The following is a 15,311-nucleotide window of genomic DNA, read 5'->3' as shown; positions in this document are numbered from 1 at the left end:
GGAACAGGTAAAACCCTAGCTCGAACTCTGCGCGCTCACACGCCCGCCTGCGACCCAAAGAGATACAAGCTATGACCGAACGTCAGCTCATCATTCCTGCCGCCATGCAACCCATTGTCGAGCGCGCCGGCTACGTGCCTGCGGTAAAAGTTGGCAACACTCTTTACTGCGCAGGCCAGGTCGGCCGTACACCGCAGCTGGCCGTGATCGAAGACCCCGAGGCGCAATTTATCGCGGCCTGGGAAAACCTGAGGGAAGTATTGGAAGAGGGCGGTTGCAGCTTCGATGACGTGGTGGACATGACCACTTATCACGTGAACATGCGCCAGCACATGGCGGTTTTTCGGGAGGTGAAAAACCGCCTGTTCCCGCGCGGGCATTGCGCCTGGACCACGATCGGGGTGTCCGAACTGGCACACCCCGGCCTATTGGTGGAAATCAAATGCGTGGCGGTGCAGCGCTAGTTACTGCACCACGCGATAGCACGGCACATAGGCTGCGCCGCCCGGCAACTTCATACGGTGCTGGGCGACAAATGCCTGCAACAGCTCGTCCAAGGGTTTCATGATCGCCGGGTCACCGTGAATCTCATACGGGCCATGCTGCTCGATCAGGCGAATACCCTTGTCCTTGACGTTACCGGCCACAATCCCCGAGAACGCGCGGCGCAGGTTGGCCGCCAGCTCATGGGGCGGCAGCGCGTGGCTCAGTTGCAGGCTGGCCATGTTTTCGTGGGTGGGGTCGAACGGGCGCTGGAAGCCTTCGTCGATCTTCAGCAGCCAGTTGAAGTGGAACGCGTCGTTGCGCTCACGGCGGAATTGCTTCACGGCCTTGAGCCCGATGGTCATCTGGCGGGCCACTTCGGCCGGGTCGTCGATGATGATCTGGTAGTGCGCCTGCGCCGCTTCGCCGAGGGTGGCGCCGACGAACGCGTGCAGTTGTTGCAGGTACGGCGCGGCCTGTTTCGGCCCGGTGAGGATGACCGGGAACGGTACATCGCGGTTATCCGGGTGCATCAGGATGCCCAGCAGGTACAGGAACTCTTCGGCCGTGCCGGCGCCGCCCGGGAAGATGATGATGCCGTGGCCCACGCGCACAAAGGCTTCCAGGCGTTTTTCGATGTCCGGCAGAATCACCAGCTCGTTAACGATGGGGTTCGGTGCTTCGGCCGCGATGATGCCCGGCTCGGTCAGGCCCAGGTAACGGCCGTTGGTAATGCGTTGCTTGGCGTGGGAAATGGTCGCGCCTTTCATCGGGCCTTTCATCACGCCGGGGCCGCAGCCGGTGCACACGTCAAGGCTGCGCAGGCCCAGTTCGTGGCCGACTTTCTTGGTGTATTTGTATTCTTCGGTATTGATCGAGTGCCCGCCCCAGCACACCACGATTTTCGGTTCGACACCCGGGCGCAATGTACGGGCGTTGCGCAGCAGGTGGAACACGTAGTCGGTGATGCCCTGGGAGTTGCTCAGGTCGATGCGCTGGCTGTCCAGCTCGTTCTCGGTGTAGACAATATCGCGCAGGGCGCTGAAGAGCATTTCGCGGGTGCTGGCGATCATCTCGCCATCGACGAAGGCATCGGCGGGGGCGTTCAACAGTTCCAGGCGCACGCCACGGTCCTGCTGGTGGATACGCACTTCAAAGTCTTTATAGGCGTCGAGGATGGTCTTGGCGTTGTCGATATGCGCGCCGGTGTTGAGGATGGCCAGGGCGCACTGGCGGAACAACGTGTAGATGCTGCCGGTACCGGCTTCACTCAGTTGCTGGACTTCACGTTGGGACAGGGTTTCGAGGCTGCCCTTGGGGCTGACGGAGGCATTGATGACTTGACGTTGGGGCATTCTGATTCCTTGAAAGCACAGCCATCGCAGCCGCCAGGGGCGGCGATGGCTGGAGAATGGTGAGCGCCGAACTCGGTCGCACTAGACAGTTAGTTTGGCCGCCGCAAGGGCCGGGCGCAAACACCGTCAACACCATCATGCCGCAGAACTTACTGAATCAGCTTCCAGTTTTTGTAGAAAACCCGACGCAGGGTAAACACCAACCCGGCAAAACCCGAAATCACGGCGTTGAGCACTGAGGGCAGCAAGGTCGGCCGCACGATGTCAATGAACAGGCAGTAACGCTTTGCGTCGTTTTTGTTGAAGGAGGCATGCATCAGCGTGTCATCGAAGATGAACAGCGGGTCATCGTGCCAGTAGTGCTTGTGCTTGCCCACCTGGATGTAAACACCGTCGTGATGAGGCGCCGGCGCCATGTTGTAGAGCACGCGGAACATCATGCGCAGCGGGCCGAAGTGGAAGGACGTGGAGCGGTTTTCGTTGAACACCGAGACGCCGATGGTCTTCACAAACGGCAGTTTCTTGCGCAGTTGCGGAATGTCCAGGGTGGTTTCGATCGGGCGACCGTACCATTGGAAGAACAACATGCCGCGCTTTTTCTCGGCCATGCGCTCGTCCAGGTAGCTGATGATTTCGTCCTTGTTGGCCATGGCGTCGTCGATGACTTGTTGCAGGTCTTCGCGCCAGGCGGGCGGCAGGTCGCGCATGGTGTAGACGTGGCGGTTGCGCAGGCTCAACAGGTCGAACAGGGTATTGAACGGCGCCAATATCCAGGTGTTGCGGCCGTTACCAACGAAGTATTTCTTGATGGTGTCGCGGTCGTACAGGCCGTTGCGCAGGAAGTCATAAATGCCGCAGAACAGCACCAGCAGCAGAAACACCAGGCTGGTACGTGGGAAGCAATAGATGAACAGCAGAACGCCGAGTACCCAGGCGACTGAGACCAATTTTTTTTGCACAGCACTTTTACTCATGAAGCGAGGCTCCGGACCTGAAACAAAGCGAAACAATCCCGCCATGATAGTGGGTTATCACGGTGCCGGGCGTTTTAAATATTGCGAATTTGTGAACGTTGAACACAGTTTTTAACCAGGCGGTGCTGCGCGCCAGCTGTTTTGCCGATTGGATTTTGTAAACAGAAGATTTGCGTCTATCGTGACGCTTCGGTTTTTCGCGCGTCATAGACCGGTACGATTGAAGTTGAATGGCCACCACTGGCCGTCGACCCCTTGGAAGAGGCAGAAATTTTATGATCATCAAACCGCGGGTTCGTGGCTTTATCTGTGTGACCGCTCACCCTGTTGGCTGTGAAGCGAACGTCAAAGAGCAGATCGACTACGTAACCCAGCATGGCGCCATCGAAGGCGGCCCCAAGAAGGTGCTGGTCCTCGGCGCTTCCACCGGTTATGGCCTGGCCGCGCGCATCAGTGCTGCGTTTGGCTGCGGCGCCGACACCCTGGGCGTGTTTTTTGAGAAAGAAGGCGAAGAAGGCAAGCTGAGCTCCGCCGGCTGGTACAACAGCGCGGCGTTCGAGAAGTTTGCCGTGGAAAAAGGCCTGTACGCCAAGAGCATCAACGGCGACGCGTTCTCTGACGAGATCAAGCGCCTGACCATCGAAACCATCAAGAAAGACCTGGGCAAAATCGACCTGGTGGTTTACAGCCTGGCCGCGCCGCGCCGTACCGACCCGCAAGGCGTGGTGCACAACTCCACCCTCAAGCCGATCGGCAAGGCCGTGACCCTGCGCGGTATCAACACCGACAAAGGCGTTGTGGTCGACACCACCCTTGAGCCTGCAACCCAGGAAGAAATCGACGGCACCGTGAAAGTCATGGGCGGCGAAGACTGGCAGCTGTGGATCGACGCCCTGCGTGACGCCGACGTGTTGGCCGAAGGCGCCAAGACCACTGCGTTCACCTACCTCGGCGAGAAGCTGACCCAGGATATTTACTGGAACGGCTCCATCGGCGAAGCCAAGAAAGACCTCGACAAAAAAGTCCTGACCCTGCGCGACAACCTCGCCGCGCTGAAGGGCGACGCCCGTGTGTCTGTGCTCAAGGCCGTGGTTACCCAGGCAAGCTCCGCGATCCCGATCATGCCGCTGTACCTGTCGCTGCTGTTTAAAGTGATGAAAGAGCAGGGCACCCACGAAGGTTGCATCGAGCAGGTTTACGGCCTGTTCAAAGACAGCCTGTACGGCAGCGAGCCGAAGCTGGACGCCGACGGCCGCCTGCGCGCCGACCTGGCTGAGCTGGAACCGAAGGTTCAGGACGCCGTGGCTGCACTGTGGAATCAGGTGACCGATGACAATGTCAACGAGATCAGCGATTTCGCTGGCTACAAGGCGGAGTTCCTGCGTTTGTTCGGGTTTGAAATCGACGGCGTGGACTATGAAGCTGATGTGAATCCGACTGTGAAGATCAAGGGCCTTATCCAGGCCTAAACACGATCAGAAAAAAATGTGGGAGCCTGGCTTATGTGGGAGCTGGCTTGCCTGCGATACAGTCACCTCGGTATATCAGTTGCACCGAGGCGATGCTATCGCAGGCAAGCCAGCTCCCACACAAGCCAGCTCCCACACAAGCCAGCTTCCACACAAGCCAGCTCCCACATTTGCCTTGGGTTAATTCAGAACCCTCCTACATTCCCTCGCGCTCCCACCCTTCCTCACAATCTGCCAGACTCCTTGCGCTATCAAGCCACGCTAACGGAGGATCTGATGACGATTCGTGCAGTAGTTTTTGATTTTGGCGGTGTCCTGTTCGATTGGAACCCGCAGCACCTTTACCGCAAGCTGATTGCCGACGACGCCGAACGGCAACACTTTCTCGACACCATCTGCACCCAAGCCTGGAACACCGAGCAAGACGCCGGCCGCAGCCTGGCCGAAGGCACCCGCCACCTTATCGAGCAATACCCGCAGCACGAACCCCTGATCCAGGCCTATTACGACCGTTGGCACGAAATGCTGCGTGGCGCGTTGCCCGATGGCGTGGCCATTCTTGAGGCGCTGCATAAGGCCGATATGCCGCTGTTCGGGCTCACCAATTGGTCGGCTGAAACCTTCCCTTACGCACGGGCCAACTACCCGTTTCTGCAGCACTTGCGCGATATCGTCGTGTCTGGCGAGTTGAAGTTGATCAAGCCGGACCCCGCGATCTATCACGCGAGCCTTGATCAGGTTCGCGCTCACTTGCCGGATATCCAGGCCAGGGAAGTGGTGTTTATCGACGACGTTGCCGGCAATATCGAGGCCGCTGAAGCCCTCGGCTGGCAGGGCATTCACCATGTGTCGGCCGAGCGCACTGCGGCGCGTTTGCGCGCGTTGGGCGTGAGCTTTTAGCGCGCCCACTTTTCCATGGCGAAATCCACAAAAGCGCGCAGCTTGGGCAGGCGGTAGCGGTCCTGTCGGTAGAGCAGGTGCATGGGGCGGCTGGGCAGTTGATAGGTGGTCAGCAACGCCACCAGCTTGCCGCTCTCCAGGTCCGGTTGCACCAAGGCATCGGCCAGCATGATGATGCCCATGCCGTTCACGGCTGCCTGGCGCAAGCCTTGGGAGCTGTTGATGGTCAATGCTCCGGCCACCGGCACCTCCACTTCGCCTGCATCGCCGGTCATGCGCCACAGTTTGCTGGTGTCTCGCCAGTTATCGTTCGCCGGGTAGGCAAACGCCAGGCAGTCGTGCTGGCGCAAGTCGTCGGGCGTCTGCGGAATGCCACGTCGCGCCAGGTACGCCGGTGACGCACAGAGCGTCAGGGTATAGGCCTGCATCGGCCTGGCGATCAGGCTTGAGGTTTCCAACTCGCCCAGGCGGATGGCAACGTCGAAGCCGCTGTCGACCAGATCCATGCGCTCATTGCTGAGTTCGACATACAGATTGATCTGCGGGTAGCGCTGGGCAAATTCGCTCAAGGCCGGTGTGAGGCGCTCGGTGCCGAACACCGGTGGCGCGGTGATGCGCAGGCTGCCTTTGGGGGTTTCGCTGTGGATCTGCTCCGCCAATAGCTCAGAGTCGGCCACCAGCCCCAGCACCTCCAGGCAACGCTGGTAATACTGCCCGCCAAATTCGGTGAGGCTCTGTTTGCGCGTGGTGCGCTTCAGCAAGCTGACCCCCAGCCGTTGCTCCAGCGCGCGCAAGTGGTTACCGACCATGGTGGTCGACAGCCCGCATTCCTGCGCGGCGGCGGTCATGCTGCCGGCCTCGACCACTTTCACGTACACCGACATCGACTGGAACAGATCCATTATCAAGCCCTGGTTTAAAGTCATTGCAGGAATGCGCAGTTTATCCAGCTCAGGTGGCTAACGATACTGGCAGCATCACAACGATGCACTGGAGCCTGCCACCATGACCGCCGCCTGCCTGATGACCACCTATCAACCCATGGCCCTGAGCTTTACCCGTGGCCTGGGCACGCGCCTGTGGGACCAGCAGGGCCGTGAATACCTCGACGCCGTGGCCGGTGTGGCGGTAACCAATGTCGGGCACTCCCACCCCAAATTGGTCACGGCGATCAGCGAGCAGGCGGGCCTGTTGCTGCACACCTCCAATCTCTACAGCATCGACTGGCAGCAGCGCCTGGCCGAGCGCCTGACGCGGTTATCCGGCCTGGACCGTGCGTTCTTCAATAACTCCGGCGCCGAAGCCAACGAGACCGCGCTGAAACTGGCGCGGCTGCACGGCTGGAAAAAAGGCATTGAAGAGCCGCTGGTGGTGGTGATGGAGAACGCATTTCACGGGCGCACCCTCGGCACCATGGCCGCCAGTGACGGGCCTTCGGTGCGCCTGGGGTTCCAGCGCCTGCCGGGGGACTTTCTCAAGGTGCGCTTTGGCGACTTGGCCGCATTGGCGGCCATTACCGAGCAATTCGGCACGCGCATTGCGGCGGTCTTGCTCGAGCCGATTCAGGGTGAAAGCGGCGTGCTGCCCGCGCCGCCCGGTTACCTGAAGGCGCTGCGCGACCACTGCACGCGCCACGGCTGGTTGATGATGCTCGATGAAATCCAGACCGGTATCGGCCGCACTGGCGCCTGGTTTGCGTTCCAGCACGAAGGCATCGTGCCCGACGTGATAACCCTGGCCAAAGGCCTCGGCAACGGCGTGCCCATCGGTGCCTGCCTGGCCCGGGACGCCGTGGCCCAGTTGTTTACGCCAGGCAGCCACGGCAGCACGTTTGGCGGTAACCCGCTGGCCTGCCGCGTGGGTTGCACAGTGTTGGACATCATTGAAGAACAAGGCTTGCTGCACAACGCCGCGCTACAGGGCGAGCGCCTGCTGGCGCGGTTGCGGGTGGAGTTGAGCGAGCACCCGCAGGTGCTGGCGATTCGCGGCCAGGGCTTGATGGTCGGCATCGAGTTGGCCAGGCCTTACCGTGACCTGGCCCAGCGTTCGGCCCAGGAGCATGGGCTGCTGATCAATGTGACGCGGGGCAAGATCATCCGCCTGTTGCCGCCGCTGACGCTGGATGCCAAGGAGGTTGAGATGATTGTGCGGGCCATCACCCGTCTCCTGGATTGAAACCGGATCAAACTGTGGGAGCTGGCTTGCCTGCGATAGCGGTGTGTCAGCCACTGTAGTTGGCACAGACAGTCCGCTATCGCAGGCAAGCCAGCTCCCACATTGGATCGGCGTGATATTCAGAGATCCGGGCCATTGAGCCATTCCTGGTTCATGGTTTCGGTATCGCCCAGGTATTCCAATAACCAACTCATCGCCGGCGATACCTTATCCTGCGCCCACGCCACACACGACGGGCTGGCCGGAAACGGTCGGCTCAGTTGCAGCGCCACCAGGTCGCCACGCTCGACCCACGGCAATACCTGATGAGCCGGCGCCATGCCCACGCACAGCCCATCGCGCAGGCAATCGAGTGCCGAGGCCCAGTTGGGCACGACCAAACGGCGTTGGTTATCCAGGGTCCAGGTGTCACGCTTGGGCAGGTTGCGCGAGGTGTCGGTCATGCACAGCGAGGCGAACGGGCGCAGTTGGTCGTCACTGAGCAAGCCGCTGACGCTTGCCAGCGGGTGCTGGGCGCTGACCACACACAGCCAGTTGAGCAGGCCCATGTCCCGAAACGTGAAGCGGCTGGCCACCGGCACTGCGCTGGTGGCGCCGATCACAATGTCGGTACGCTCATCGGCCAGGGCGTCCCACACGCCGTTGTACACCTCGTATTCGAGCAGCAATTCCACCTCGGGGAACTGTCGATAAAAATCCAGCACCAGTTGCCGGCAGCGCTGGGGTTTGACGATGGAGTCCACCGCGACCTTCAACTGGCCGCTCCAGCCATTCGCCACCTGCTGGCACAAACGCCGGGTGCCGAGCATTTTTTTCATCACCCCGCGCGCTTCGTCTATAAATAGACGGCCGGCGGGAGTCAGCTCCACATCGCGATGACGGCGCACAAACAGCGGCACCGCCAACCATTCCTCCAACTGGCGCACCGTATAGCTGATGGCTGACGGCACGCGGTGCAATTCCTGGGCAGCGGCGCTGAAGCTGCCATGGCGTGCCACGGCATCGACTACATCCAGGGAGTATTCGGACCACATAGCGGTTGCCTTCAAAATATTTGATTCAAGTGTCCAATTATTATCGCTTCACACACAGCCTGTCAGCTTCATAATGGGCGCCAGTCAGCAAATAGTTTGATGGCAGCATCCACAAGGCTTCAATGAAAAATTCTTTTGGTTTCACCTGGTATCTGGCGGGGCTGAGCATGCTCGGTTATCTGGCCATGGACATGTACTTGCCGGCGTTTGGCGCCATGGGCGAGCAGTTGCAGATCAGTGCGGGCGCGGTGGGCGCCAGCTTGAGTATTTTTCTCGCCGGCTTTGCGCTCGGGCAGTTGCTGTGGGGGCCGTTGTCCGATCGCCTGGGGCGCAAGCCGGTGCTGCTCGCCGGGCTGAGCCTGTTTGTGCTGGGCTGCGCCGGGATGTTCTGGGTCGAGACGGCGCCGCAGTTATTGGCGTTGCGTTTTATCCAGGCGATTGGCGTGTGTTCCGCCGCCGTGAGTTGGCAGGCGCTGGTGATTGACCGTTACCCGGCCGACAAGGCCCACCGTGTGTTCGCCAGCATCATGCCGCTGATGTCGCTGTCACCGGCCTTGGCGCCGCTGTTGGGCGCGATGGTGCTGAACCACTTTGGCTGGCAGGCGATTTTCGCGGTATTGCTGGGCGTGTCAGTGCTGTTGCTGTTGCCGACGTTGCTGCTGCGCAAAATGCCGAAACGTCGGGCCGAGGAGGGCGAACCTTCGCGCCTGGGCTATGGGCAGTTGCTGACCTCCCGCGTATTTACCGGCAATGTGATGATCTTCGCCGCCTGTTCGGCCAGCTTCTTTGCCTGGCTCACCGCGTCGCCGTTCATCCTTGGCGACATGGGTTACAGCCCAAATGACATCGGCCTAAGTTACGTGTTGCCGACCTTGTCCTTTCTGGTCGGCGGTTACAGCTGTCGCAGCGCCTTGCAGCATTACCAGGGCAAAACCCTATTGCCGTGGTTGCTGGTGGCCTATTGCATCAGCATGGTCGCGTTGTACCTGGTTGCGACCTTGACCGTGCCGACCCTGACCACCTTGTTGATTCCGTTCTGCCTGATGGCGTTGGTCAACGGTGCGAGTTACCCCATCGTGGTGGCGAATGCGTTGATGCCCTTTGCGGAAAATTCCGGTAAGGCGGCGGCGCTGCAGAACACCCTGCAGTTAGGCCTGTGCTTTCTGAGCAGCCTGCTGGTGTCGTCGTTGATCGACCAGCCGCTGTTGATCACCGTGATTGTGATGCTGGCGACTGCGCCGCTGGCGGTGTTGGGTTACTGGCTGGCGCGGCCGAAAGCCGATAAGTCGGAACTCGCAAGCGCCTAAAACTGAAACCCAATCAAACATGTGGGAGAGGGCTAGTGTGGGAGCTGGCTTGCCTGCGATGGCATCAACTGGGTGTACCTGATGCACCGGGTTGTCTGCATCGCAGGCAAGCCAGCTCCCACACTAGCCAGCTCTCACAGTTGATTGGGTTTCTTCAGTTAGAACGTCACTTCCATATTCAGCGTAGGCGTGGAGGTCCGGGTACCCATACCTCCATCCACCCCGAACTTGTTATGCCAGTACTCGTAACCCACCCCCAGGCACAGGTTCGGCTTCACGCTTTTTCCCGGCCGCACCGCCACCATCAGCGCGGTGCGCATCAGGGTTTCCGGCGCGGTGTCGCGGCCGTGGTAGTCCTCGCCCTTTTCCCCGACGTAATTGATAAACCCCTGGAACTTCGCCGCGTGGTTGGCGATGTCGAACGGGCGCATCCAGGTCAGGTTGAGCATGTAGGTGTCGTCGAAGGTGTGGTTCGACTCTTTCGCACCGGGGATGCCGGTGTGGTTCTTTTCCTTGTAGTACATCAGGCTCAAATCCAGCACGCCGACGGTGTTGAACTTCAACGTCGGGCCGATCACCAGCGCGCGTTTTTTAGCTGAGGCGAAGTTGTTGTTGCGGTTGGCGTCGAAGCCCAGGGTCAGGGCGTAATCCTTGACCAGGCCGGTGCCCAGCGGCACATCGAATACCCGTGAGGCGTACAGCTGGTGTCGGTACACGGCGTAGACCTCACTGCCACCGTGGTCGGTGCCCTTGCGTGGGTCGCTGCTGTCGGACAGAAACACATCGAGGTTCAGGTAGTTGCTGCCGTACTGGTAGCCGCTGGCGTGGGTAAAGCTGTAGATGCGCTTGCTGAAGTCGTCGGGGTTGTTGGGGTTGGTGAAGTGCTGGCCGTAGCGAAACCCTACGCTGTTGTTCATCCATTCCAGCGCGACGGCCTCCCCGCCGCCGAGAAGGGTCAATGCAACGGTGGCGCCCTGTAATGCCTTTTTCATTGTTCTAGGTCCTTTGGCGTTCTGGCTCATGACGGCCGGATTGTTTTTGTAACGCCGATGGAGGGTATCTTGTTCGATTGATTGTATACAACTCTATGGACATCCAGTCCAAACATTGCATACAGTGTTCGCACAACAAAAACAGAGAACCCCTCACCATGACTATCCCGAAGGCGTCACCGCAGCGGCCAGAAGACGAGAATCTCGGCGTCGCGGCCAACATGGCTTACGGCCTGCAGCATGTGCTCACCATGTATGGCGGCATCGTTGCCGTACCGTTGATCGTCGGCCAGGCGGCCGGGTTGTCGCCGGCGGATATCGGCCTGCTGATTGCTGCCTCGCTGTTTGCCGGTGGCCTGGCCACGTTGCTGCAAACCCTCGGCCTGCCGTTTTTTGGCTGCCAGTTGCCGCTGGTGCAGGGCGTGTCGTTTGCCGGTGTAGCAACCATGGTGGCCATCGTAGGCAGTGATGGCGCGGGCGGGGTGCCGGCGATTCTCGGGGCGGTGATGGCCGCGTCGTTTATCGGCTTATTGATCACGCCGGTATTCTCACGGATCACCAAGTTCTTCCCGCCGCTGGTCACCGGCATCGTGATCACCACCATCGGCCTGACGCTGATGCCGGTGGCAGCGCGCTGGGCCATGGGCGGCAATAGCCGCGCAGCGGACTTTGGCAGCATGGCCAACATCGGCCTGGCGGCACTGACCCTGGTGCTGGTGTTGCTACTGAGCAAGATCGGCAGCGCGACCATCTCGCGCCTGTCGATTCTGTTGGCCATGGTGATTGGCACCGTGATCGCGGTATTCCTGGGCATGGCGGATTTCTCCAGCGTCGCCCAAGGGCCGATGTTCGGCTTCCCGACACCTTTCCATTTCGGCATGCCGACCTTCCATGTGGCGGCGATCATTTCCATGTGCATCGTGGTGATGGTGACGTTGGTGGAAACCTCGGCGGACATCCTCGCGGTCGGCGAGATCATCGACACCAAAGTCGACTCCAAGCGCCTGGGTAATGGCCTGCGTGCCGATATGCTGTCGAGCATGTTTGCGCCGATCTTCGGTTCATTCACCCAAAGCGCCTTCGCCCAGAACGTCGGCCTAGTGGCGGTTACGGGAGTGAAAAGCCGCTTTGTAGTGGCCACTGGCGGTGTATTTCTGGTGGTGTTGGGCCTGCTGCCCTTTATGGGGCGGGTGATTGCGGCGGTGCCGACTTCGGTGCTTGGCGGCGCCGGTATTGTGTTGTTCGGCACCGTGGCGGCCAGTGGGATTCGCACGCTGTCCAGGGTGGATTACCGCAACAACATGAACCTGATCATCGTGGCAACGAGCATCGGTTTCGGCATGATCCCGATTGCAGCGCCGAACTTTTATGATCACTTCCCCACCTGGTTCGCGACCATTTTCCATTCGGGCATCAGTTCGTCGGCGATCATGGCGATTCTGCTGAACCTGGCGTTCAACCACTTCACTGCCGGTAACTCGGACCAGCAGTCGGTGTTTGTGGCCGGGACTGAGCGCAGTCTGTGCTTCCACGACGTGGCGGCGTTGCGCGATGGGGATTACTTCAGTGGCGGTAAATTGTTTGATGCTGAAGGGAAGGAGATTCCAGTGGTGGCGCAAGTGCCGAGGAAGGCCGCAAAGCCTGAGACCACCGAGGTCTAAAACTGTGGGAGCTGGCTTGCCTGCGATGGCGGCGAGCCAGTCACTGCACCTGTAACTGATGTACCGCTATCGCAGGCAAGCCAGCTCCCACAGTTGAACTCAGCCGGCCTTGAGTTCTTGGTGCGGCAGCGAACACGCTTCGTCCAGAAACTTCACCACCGTCCCCATGCACGCCTGGCGTTCTTCCACGTGGGGCATGTGGCTGGAGTCTTCAAACAACGCCCAGCGCACGTCAGTGATTTCATCCAGGAACGGCTTGACCACCAAGGGCGTGGCCTCGTCGTGGCGTCCTGATATCACCAGCGTCGGCACATTGATCGCCGACAGGCGCCCGATCACGCTCCAATCCTTCAAGCTGCCGATGATGTGAAATTCGGTCGGGCCGCTCATGGCGTGGTACACCGTCGGGTCGGCGTCCACCGCTGCAAAGGTGCGCGCCACTTCTTCCGGCCATGGGTTTACTCGGCACACATGCTGGTCATAGAAGATCCGCGCGGCCGCAAGGTATTCCGGGTCTTGGTAAGTGCCGGCCTGTTCGTGTTTGAGCAGGGTTTGGTGCACGCCTTCGGGCAACAGTTGGCGCAGGCGGTTGGCTTCGCTGACCCAGGTGCGCATGCAGGTGGGCGAGTTGGCCGGGATAAACGCGCGCAGGCCCTTGGGTCGCAAAATCGCGTGTTCGCTGCCGAGCATGCCGCCCCAGGATTGCCCCAGGATCGCGTAGTTGTCACTGATCTGCAGGTGGTCCAGCAGGTTGTTCAGCTCGTCGAGGAACAGGTCGATGGTCCAGAACGACGCGTCCTTGTCCGGCAAGTGCGTAGAGCGGCCATTGCCGATTTGATCGTAGTGAATCACCGCATGGCCGCTGGCGGCGACGTCCTTGAACGCGTCTACGTAGTCATGGGTGCAACCGGGGCCGCCATGGAGGATCACCAAGGGCGTGCGGCCGGTGCCCAGGTCGCCAGTGACGCGGTACCAGGTCTGGTAGGCGCCGAAGGCCGCGTAGCCTTCGCGGACTTTCTCGATGAATTCCATTTCGTACCCTGCTCTGAAAAAAAGGATCAGGGATACGATAGTCGGCACGCAGCGTTTAAGTAACTAGCAAAACAGCTAGGTTTTATCGACGGATCAATCTTCGAGCAGGCGGTAATGGGTCGCGCGCACCACCGCCTGTACGCGGTTCTTGGCACCCAGTTTGTGCATGGCCGAGGCCAGGTGCAGGGTGACCACCGCCAGTGAGCGGCTTAACTGCGTGGCGATCTCGGCGGCGGTCAGGCCCTCGGCCGCCCATTTAAGGCACTCGCGCTCGCGTTTGGTCAGATGGATGTGCGGGTAGGTGCGTAGCTCTTTGCTCAGCAGCGGGTAGGCCGCTTCCTGCAAGGCATGGGTGATCAGGCTGAAGTCCGTCAAGGTTTGCTGGGCATCTTCCAGCACCGTGCTGGCCTTGCCGGTGCGCAGGCCGGTCAGCGACGCGAAGCCGCCACGCGGCAGGTGGATCGGCACGGTGACGCCGCAGGTCAGTTGGCGCTCATGCAGGTAAGAGGACACGGGCGCATGGCACGGGTCGATGATCTTTTGCAGCGCAGTGTCGGCTTTGGCCTCATAGGACCACACGAACGGCGACACCGTGCTCAAGGCCAGGTGCTGCACCGGGTCGATCTGGTAAAAACCTTCGCTGCACCATAATGCGTGCCAGTCCGACGGCGTGTTACGCGACTCCAGCACCGAAGGCGTGATCAGCGAACCGTCCTGGTCGATGGGCACCGGCGTGTAGTCATACACCAACGCATCAAAGCCCAACTGCTGGGCGAGGACAAACGTGTTGTCCACCTGTTCAACCAGGCTCCTGCCGGGCATGAGGCGGTTGTTGAAGGCAGTAAGTTTGGACAGCATCCGTTCTGCTCCCGAATTCATTTGAATCTCGACTTGCGGCAAGTAGAATGCCACGCCCCGGCGAAGGACTGCCAGGCCAAACCTATAAGAACTACTAGGTTATGGACGCGCGGCATCCTCGGTAGTGTTGGCCCTGTAAACGGCCGCTACCTGCCAGGCCGATACAACACAAGGAATGTATGTATGTGGCGTGAAATTGCCCCCGACCAGCAATACAACGTGCAGGTCGATGGCCATAACCTCGTGGCCTACAGCTTTGGCGACGGCGATGAGGTGCTCTTGTGTCTCAACGGCGGCCCGGGCCTGCCGTGTGACTACTTGCGCGACGCCCATGGCTGGCTCAAAGAGCATAACCTGCGAGTGGTTGCATTCGATCAGCTTGGCACGGGCGCATCAGCCAGACCATCAGATGTTTCCCTGTGGGAAATTGGCCGTTATGTCGAAGAAGTCGAAACCGTGCGCCAGGCACTGGGCCTGGGCCGCGTGCATCTGCTTGGGCATTCGTGGGGCGGCTGGTTGGGCATCGAGTACGCCATCCACTATCCCGACGCCCTGAAAAGCCTGATCCTGGAAAACACCGTCGGCGATATTCCGCACCTGTCCCAGGAGCTCGAACGCCTGCGCGGTGCCCTCGGCAGCGAAACCGTGGCCATGATGCAGCGCCATGAAGCCATGGGCACACTCGATCATCCGCAGTACCAGGCCGCTATCACCTTGCTCAACTACCGCCACGTCTGCCGTCTGGACGAATGGCCGGAGCCGGTCAAGCGCTCCCTGGGCGACTGGAACATGGGGCCTTACGAAACCATGCAAGGCCCCAACGAGTTCCTCTATATCGGCAACCTCAAGGACTGGAACCGCATCCCGGAGATGGCCGATTTCAAGATGCCGATCCTGATCACCACCGGCCAGCACGACGAACTGACACCCGCCTGTGCCCATCGCATGAAACTCGCCGCCACACACGCCGAGTTGCATGTATTCTCCAACAGCAGCCATATGCCGTTTTATGAGGAACCCCATGCGTACTTCCCGGTGCTGCTGGACTTCCTCGCTCGCCACCGAGGCTGA

At 60.2% G+C, this 15,311-nt stretch carries 14 protein-coding genes; 7 read left to right on the top strand and 7 right to left on the bottom strand.

Annotation, left to right across the window (positions count from 1 at the left end; translation table 11 throughout):
* The first annotated feature begins 71 nt into the window (after nucleotides 1-71).
* Nucleotides 72-464: a RidA family protein gene (locus tag ACQY47_RS06510; RefSeq protein WP_099549595.1), complete on the top strand. Its 393-nt coding sequence runs from the start codon at nucleotides 72-74 to the stop codon at nucleotides 462-464.
* Here the strand turns inward: ACQY47_RS06510 and ppnN are convergent, their stop codons facing one another.
* Nucleotides 465-1,838, bottom strand: coding sequence for a nucleotide 5'-monophosphate nucleosidase PpnN (gene ppnN, locus ACQY47_RS06505; RefSeq protein WP_428556577.1), 1,374 nt, complete (start codon nucleotides 1,836-1,838; stop codon nucleotides 465-467).
* Between the two features lie 149 nt (nucleotides 1,839-1,987).
* Nucleotides 1,988-2,812 (bottom strand): aspartyl/asparaginyl beta-hydroxylase domain-containing protein, encoded by an 825-nt coding sequence (locus ACQY47_RS06500; protein ID WP_017137465.1) that lies wholly within the window; start codon nucleotides 2,810-2,812, stop codon nucleotides 1,988-1,990.
* 275 nt (nucleotides 2,813-3,087) lie between these two features.
* On the opposite strand from ACQY47_RS06500, the gene fabV reads away from it, so the two are divergent.
* Both fabV and ACQY47_RS06490 read left to right on the top strand, forming a co-directional pair.
* The gene (fabV, locus tag ACQY47_RS06495) at nucleotides 3,088-4,281 is read left to right on the top strand and encodes an enoyl-ACP reductase FabV (protein WP_017137466.1); all 1,194 of its coding nucleotides are present in this window, start codon (nucleotides 3,088-3,090) and stop codon (nucleotides 4,279-4,281) included.
* Nucleotides 4,282-4,557: 276 nt separating this feature from the next.
* A complete protein-coding gene (locus tag ACQY47_RS06490; RefSeq protein WP_017136123.1) occupies nucleotides 4,558-5,181 on the top strand; it encodes an HAD family hydrolase in 624 nt (207 codons plus the stop codon).
* Here ACQY47_RS06490 and ACQY47_RS06485 read toward each other — a convergent pair.
* Nucleotides 5,178-6,083 (bottom strand): LysR family transcriptional regulator, encoded by a 906-nt coding sequence (locus ACQY47_RS06485; protein WP_138450197.1) that lies wholly within the window; start codon nucleotides 6,081-6,083, stop codon nucleotides 5,178-5,180. The two genes, ACQY47_RS06490 and ACQY47_RS06485, sit on opposite strands and share 4 nt — an antisense overlap.
* Nucleotides 6,084-6,186: 103 nt before the next feature.
* Here ACQY47_RS06485 and ACQY47_RS06480 point away from each other — a divergent pair, with 103 nt between their 5' ends.
* Entirely contained in the window at nucleotides 6,187-7,356 is a 1,170-nt protein-coding gene (locus ACQY47_RS06480) for an aspartate aminotransferase family protein (RefSeq protein ID WP_428556574.1), read from the top strand.
* Between the two features lie 119 nt (nucleotides 7,357-7,475).
* Here ACQY47_RS06480 and punR read toward each other — a convergent pair whose 3' ends face one another.
* On the bottom strand, nucleotides 7,476-8,390 hold the full coding sequence (punR, locus tag ACQY47_RS06475; RefSeq protein WP_017136120.1) for a DNA-binding transcriptional activator PunR: 915 nt from the start codon (nucleotides 8,388-8,390) through the stop codon (nucleotides 7,476-7,478).
* A 122-nt stretch (nucleotides 8,391-8,512) separates the two neighbouring features.
* On the opposite strand from punR, the gene punC reads away from it, so the two are divergent.
* Entirely contained in the window at nucleotides 8,513-9,697 is a 1,185-nt protein-coding gene (gene punC / locus ACQY47_RS06470; protein WP_428556572.1) for a purine nucleoside transporter PunC, read from the top strand.
* A gap of 158 nt (nucleotides 9,698-9,855) precedes the next feature.
* On the opposite strand, the gene ACQY47_RS06465 is transcribed toward punC, so the two are convergent.
* A complete protein-coding gene (locus ACQY47_RS06465; RefSeq protein WP_428556570.1) occupies nucleotides 9,856-10,689 on the bottom strand; it encodes a nucleoside-binding protein in 834 nt (277 codons plus the stop codon).
* Nucleotides 10,690-10,847: 158 nt separating this feature from the next.
* Between ACQY47_RS06465 and ACQY47_RS06460 the strand changes: the two genes are divergently transcribed.
* Nucleotides 10,848-12,350: a nucleobase:cation symporter-2 family protein gene (locus ACQY47_RS06460; RefSeq protein WP_428556568.1), complete on the top strand. Its 1,503-nt coding sequence runs from the start codon at nucleotides 10,848-10,850 to the stop codon at nucleotides 12,348-12,350.
* A 99-nt stretch (nucleotides 12,351-12,449) separates the two neighbouring features.
* Here the strand turns inward: ACQY47_RS06460 and ACQY47_RS06455 are convergent, their stop codons facing one another.
* Nucleotides 12,450-13,382, bottom strand: coding sequence for a proline iminopeptidase-family hydrolase (locus ACQY47_RS06455; protein WP_428556566.1), 933 nt, complete (start codon nucleotides 13,380-13,382; stop codon nucleotides 12,450-12,452).
* A 93-nt stretch (nucleotides 13,383-13,475) separates the two neighbouring features.
* Complete coding sequence (locus tag ACQY47_RS06450; RefSeq protein ID WP_017136115.1) at nucleotides 13,476-14,240, bottom strand: LuxR family transcriptional regulator; 765 nt, start codon at nucleotides 14,238-14,240, stop codon at nucleotides 13,476-13,478.
* Between the two features lie 183 nt (nucleotides 14,241-14,423).
* On the opposite strand from ACQY47_RS06450, the gene ACQY47_RS06445 reads away from it, so the two are divergent.
* A complete protein-coding gene (locus ACQY47_RS06445) occupies nucleotides 14,424-15,311 on the top strand; it encodes a proline iminopeptidase-family hydrolase (protein WP_428556564.1) in 888 nt (295 codons plus the stop codon).

This window comes from Pseudomonas edaphica (assembly GCF_965277385.1).
Lineage (GTDB): Bacteria > Pseudomonadota > Gammaproteobacteria > Pseudomonadales > Pseudomonadaceae > Aquipseudomonas > Aquipseudomonas edaphica.
Note: the sequence above shows the minus strand (reverse complement) of the source record. Positions and strands in the feature narration are given on the sequence as shown.

Bases quoted from the DNA above. Each gene is read 5' to 3' on its own strand.
- ACQY47_RS06510 (WP_099549595.1), top strand. From the start codon at position 72: ATGACCGAACGTCAGCTCATCATTCCTGCCGCCATGCAACCCATTGTC.
- ACQY47_RS06445 (WP_428556564.1), top strand. From the start codon at position 14,424: ATGTGGCGTGAAATTGCCCCCGACCAGCAATACAACGTGCAGGTCGAT.
- ACQY47_RS06485 (WP_138450197.1), bottom strand. From the start codon at position 6,083: ATGGATCTGTTCCAGTCGATGTCGGTGTACGTGAAAGTGGTCGAGGCC.
- ppnN (WP_428556577.1), bottom strand. From the start codon at position 1,838: ATGCCCCAACGTCAAGTCATCAATGCCTCCGTCAGCCCCAAGGGCAGC.
- ACQY47_RS06460 (WP_428556568.1), top strand. From the start codon at position 10,848: ATGACTATCCCGAAGGCGTCACCGCAGCGGCCAGAAGACGAGAATCTC.
- ACQY47_RS06455 (WP_428556566.1), bottom strand. From the start codon at position 13,382: ATGGAATTCATCGAGAAAGTCCGCGAAGGCTACGCGGCCTTCGGCGCC.
- ACQY47_RS06465 (WP_428556570.1), bottom strand. From the start codon at position 10,689: ATGAAAAAGGCATTACAGGGCGCCACCGTTGCATTGACCCTTCTCGGC.
- punR (WP_017136120.1), bottom strand. From the start codon at position 8,390: ATGTGGTCCGAATACTCCCTGGATGTAGTCGATGCCGTGGCACGCCAT.
- ACQY47_RS06480 (WP_428556574.1), top strand. From the start codon at position 6,187: ATGACCGCCGCCTGCCTGATGACCACCTATCAACCCATGGCCCTGAGC.
- punC (WP_428556572.1), top strand. From the start codon at position 8,513: ATGAAAAATTCTTTTGGTTTCACCTGGTATCTGGCGGGGCTGAGCATG.
- fabV (WP_017137466.1), top strand. From the start codon at position 3,088: ATGATCATCAAACCGCGGGTTCGTGGCTTTATCTGTGTGACCGCTCAC.
- ACQY47_RS06450 (WP_017136115.1), bottom strand. From the start codon at position 14,240: ATGCTGTCCAAACTTACTGCCTTCAACAACCGCCTCATGCCCGGCAGG.
- ACQY47_RS06500 (WP_017137465.1), bottom strand. From the start codon at position 2,812: ATGAGTAAAAGTGCTGTGCAAAAAAAATTGGTCTCAGTCGCCTGGGTA.
- ACQY47_RS06490 (WP_017136123.1), top strand. From the start codon at position 4,558: ATGACGATTCGTGCAGTAGTTTTTGATTTTGGCGGTGTCCTGTTCGAT.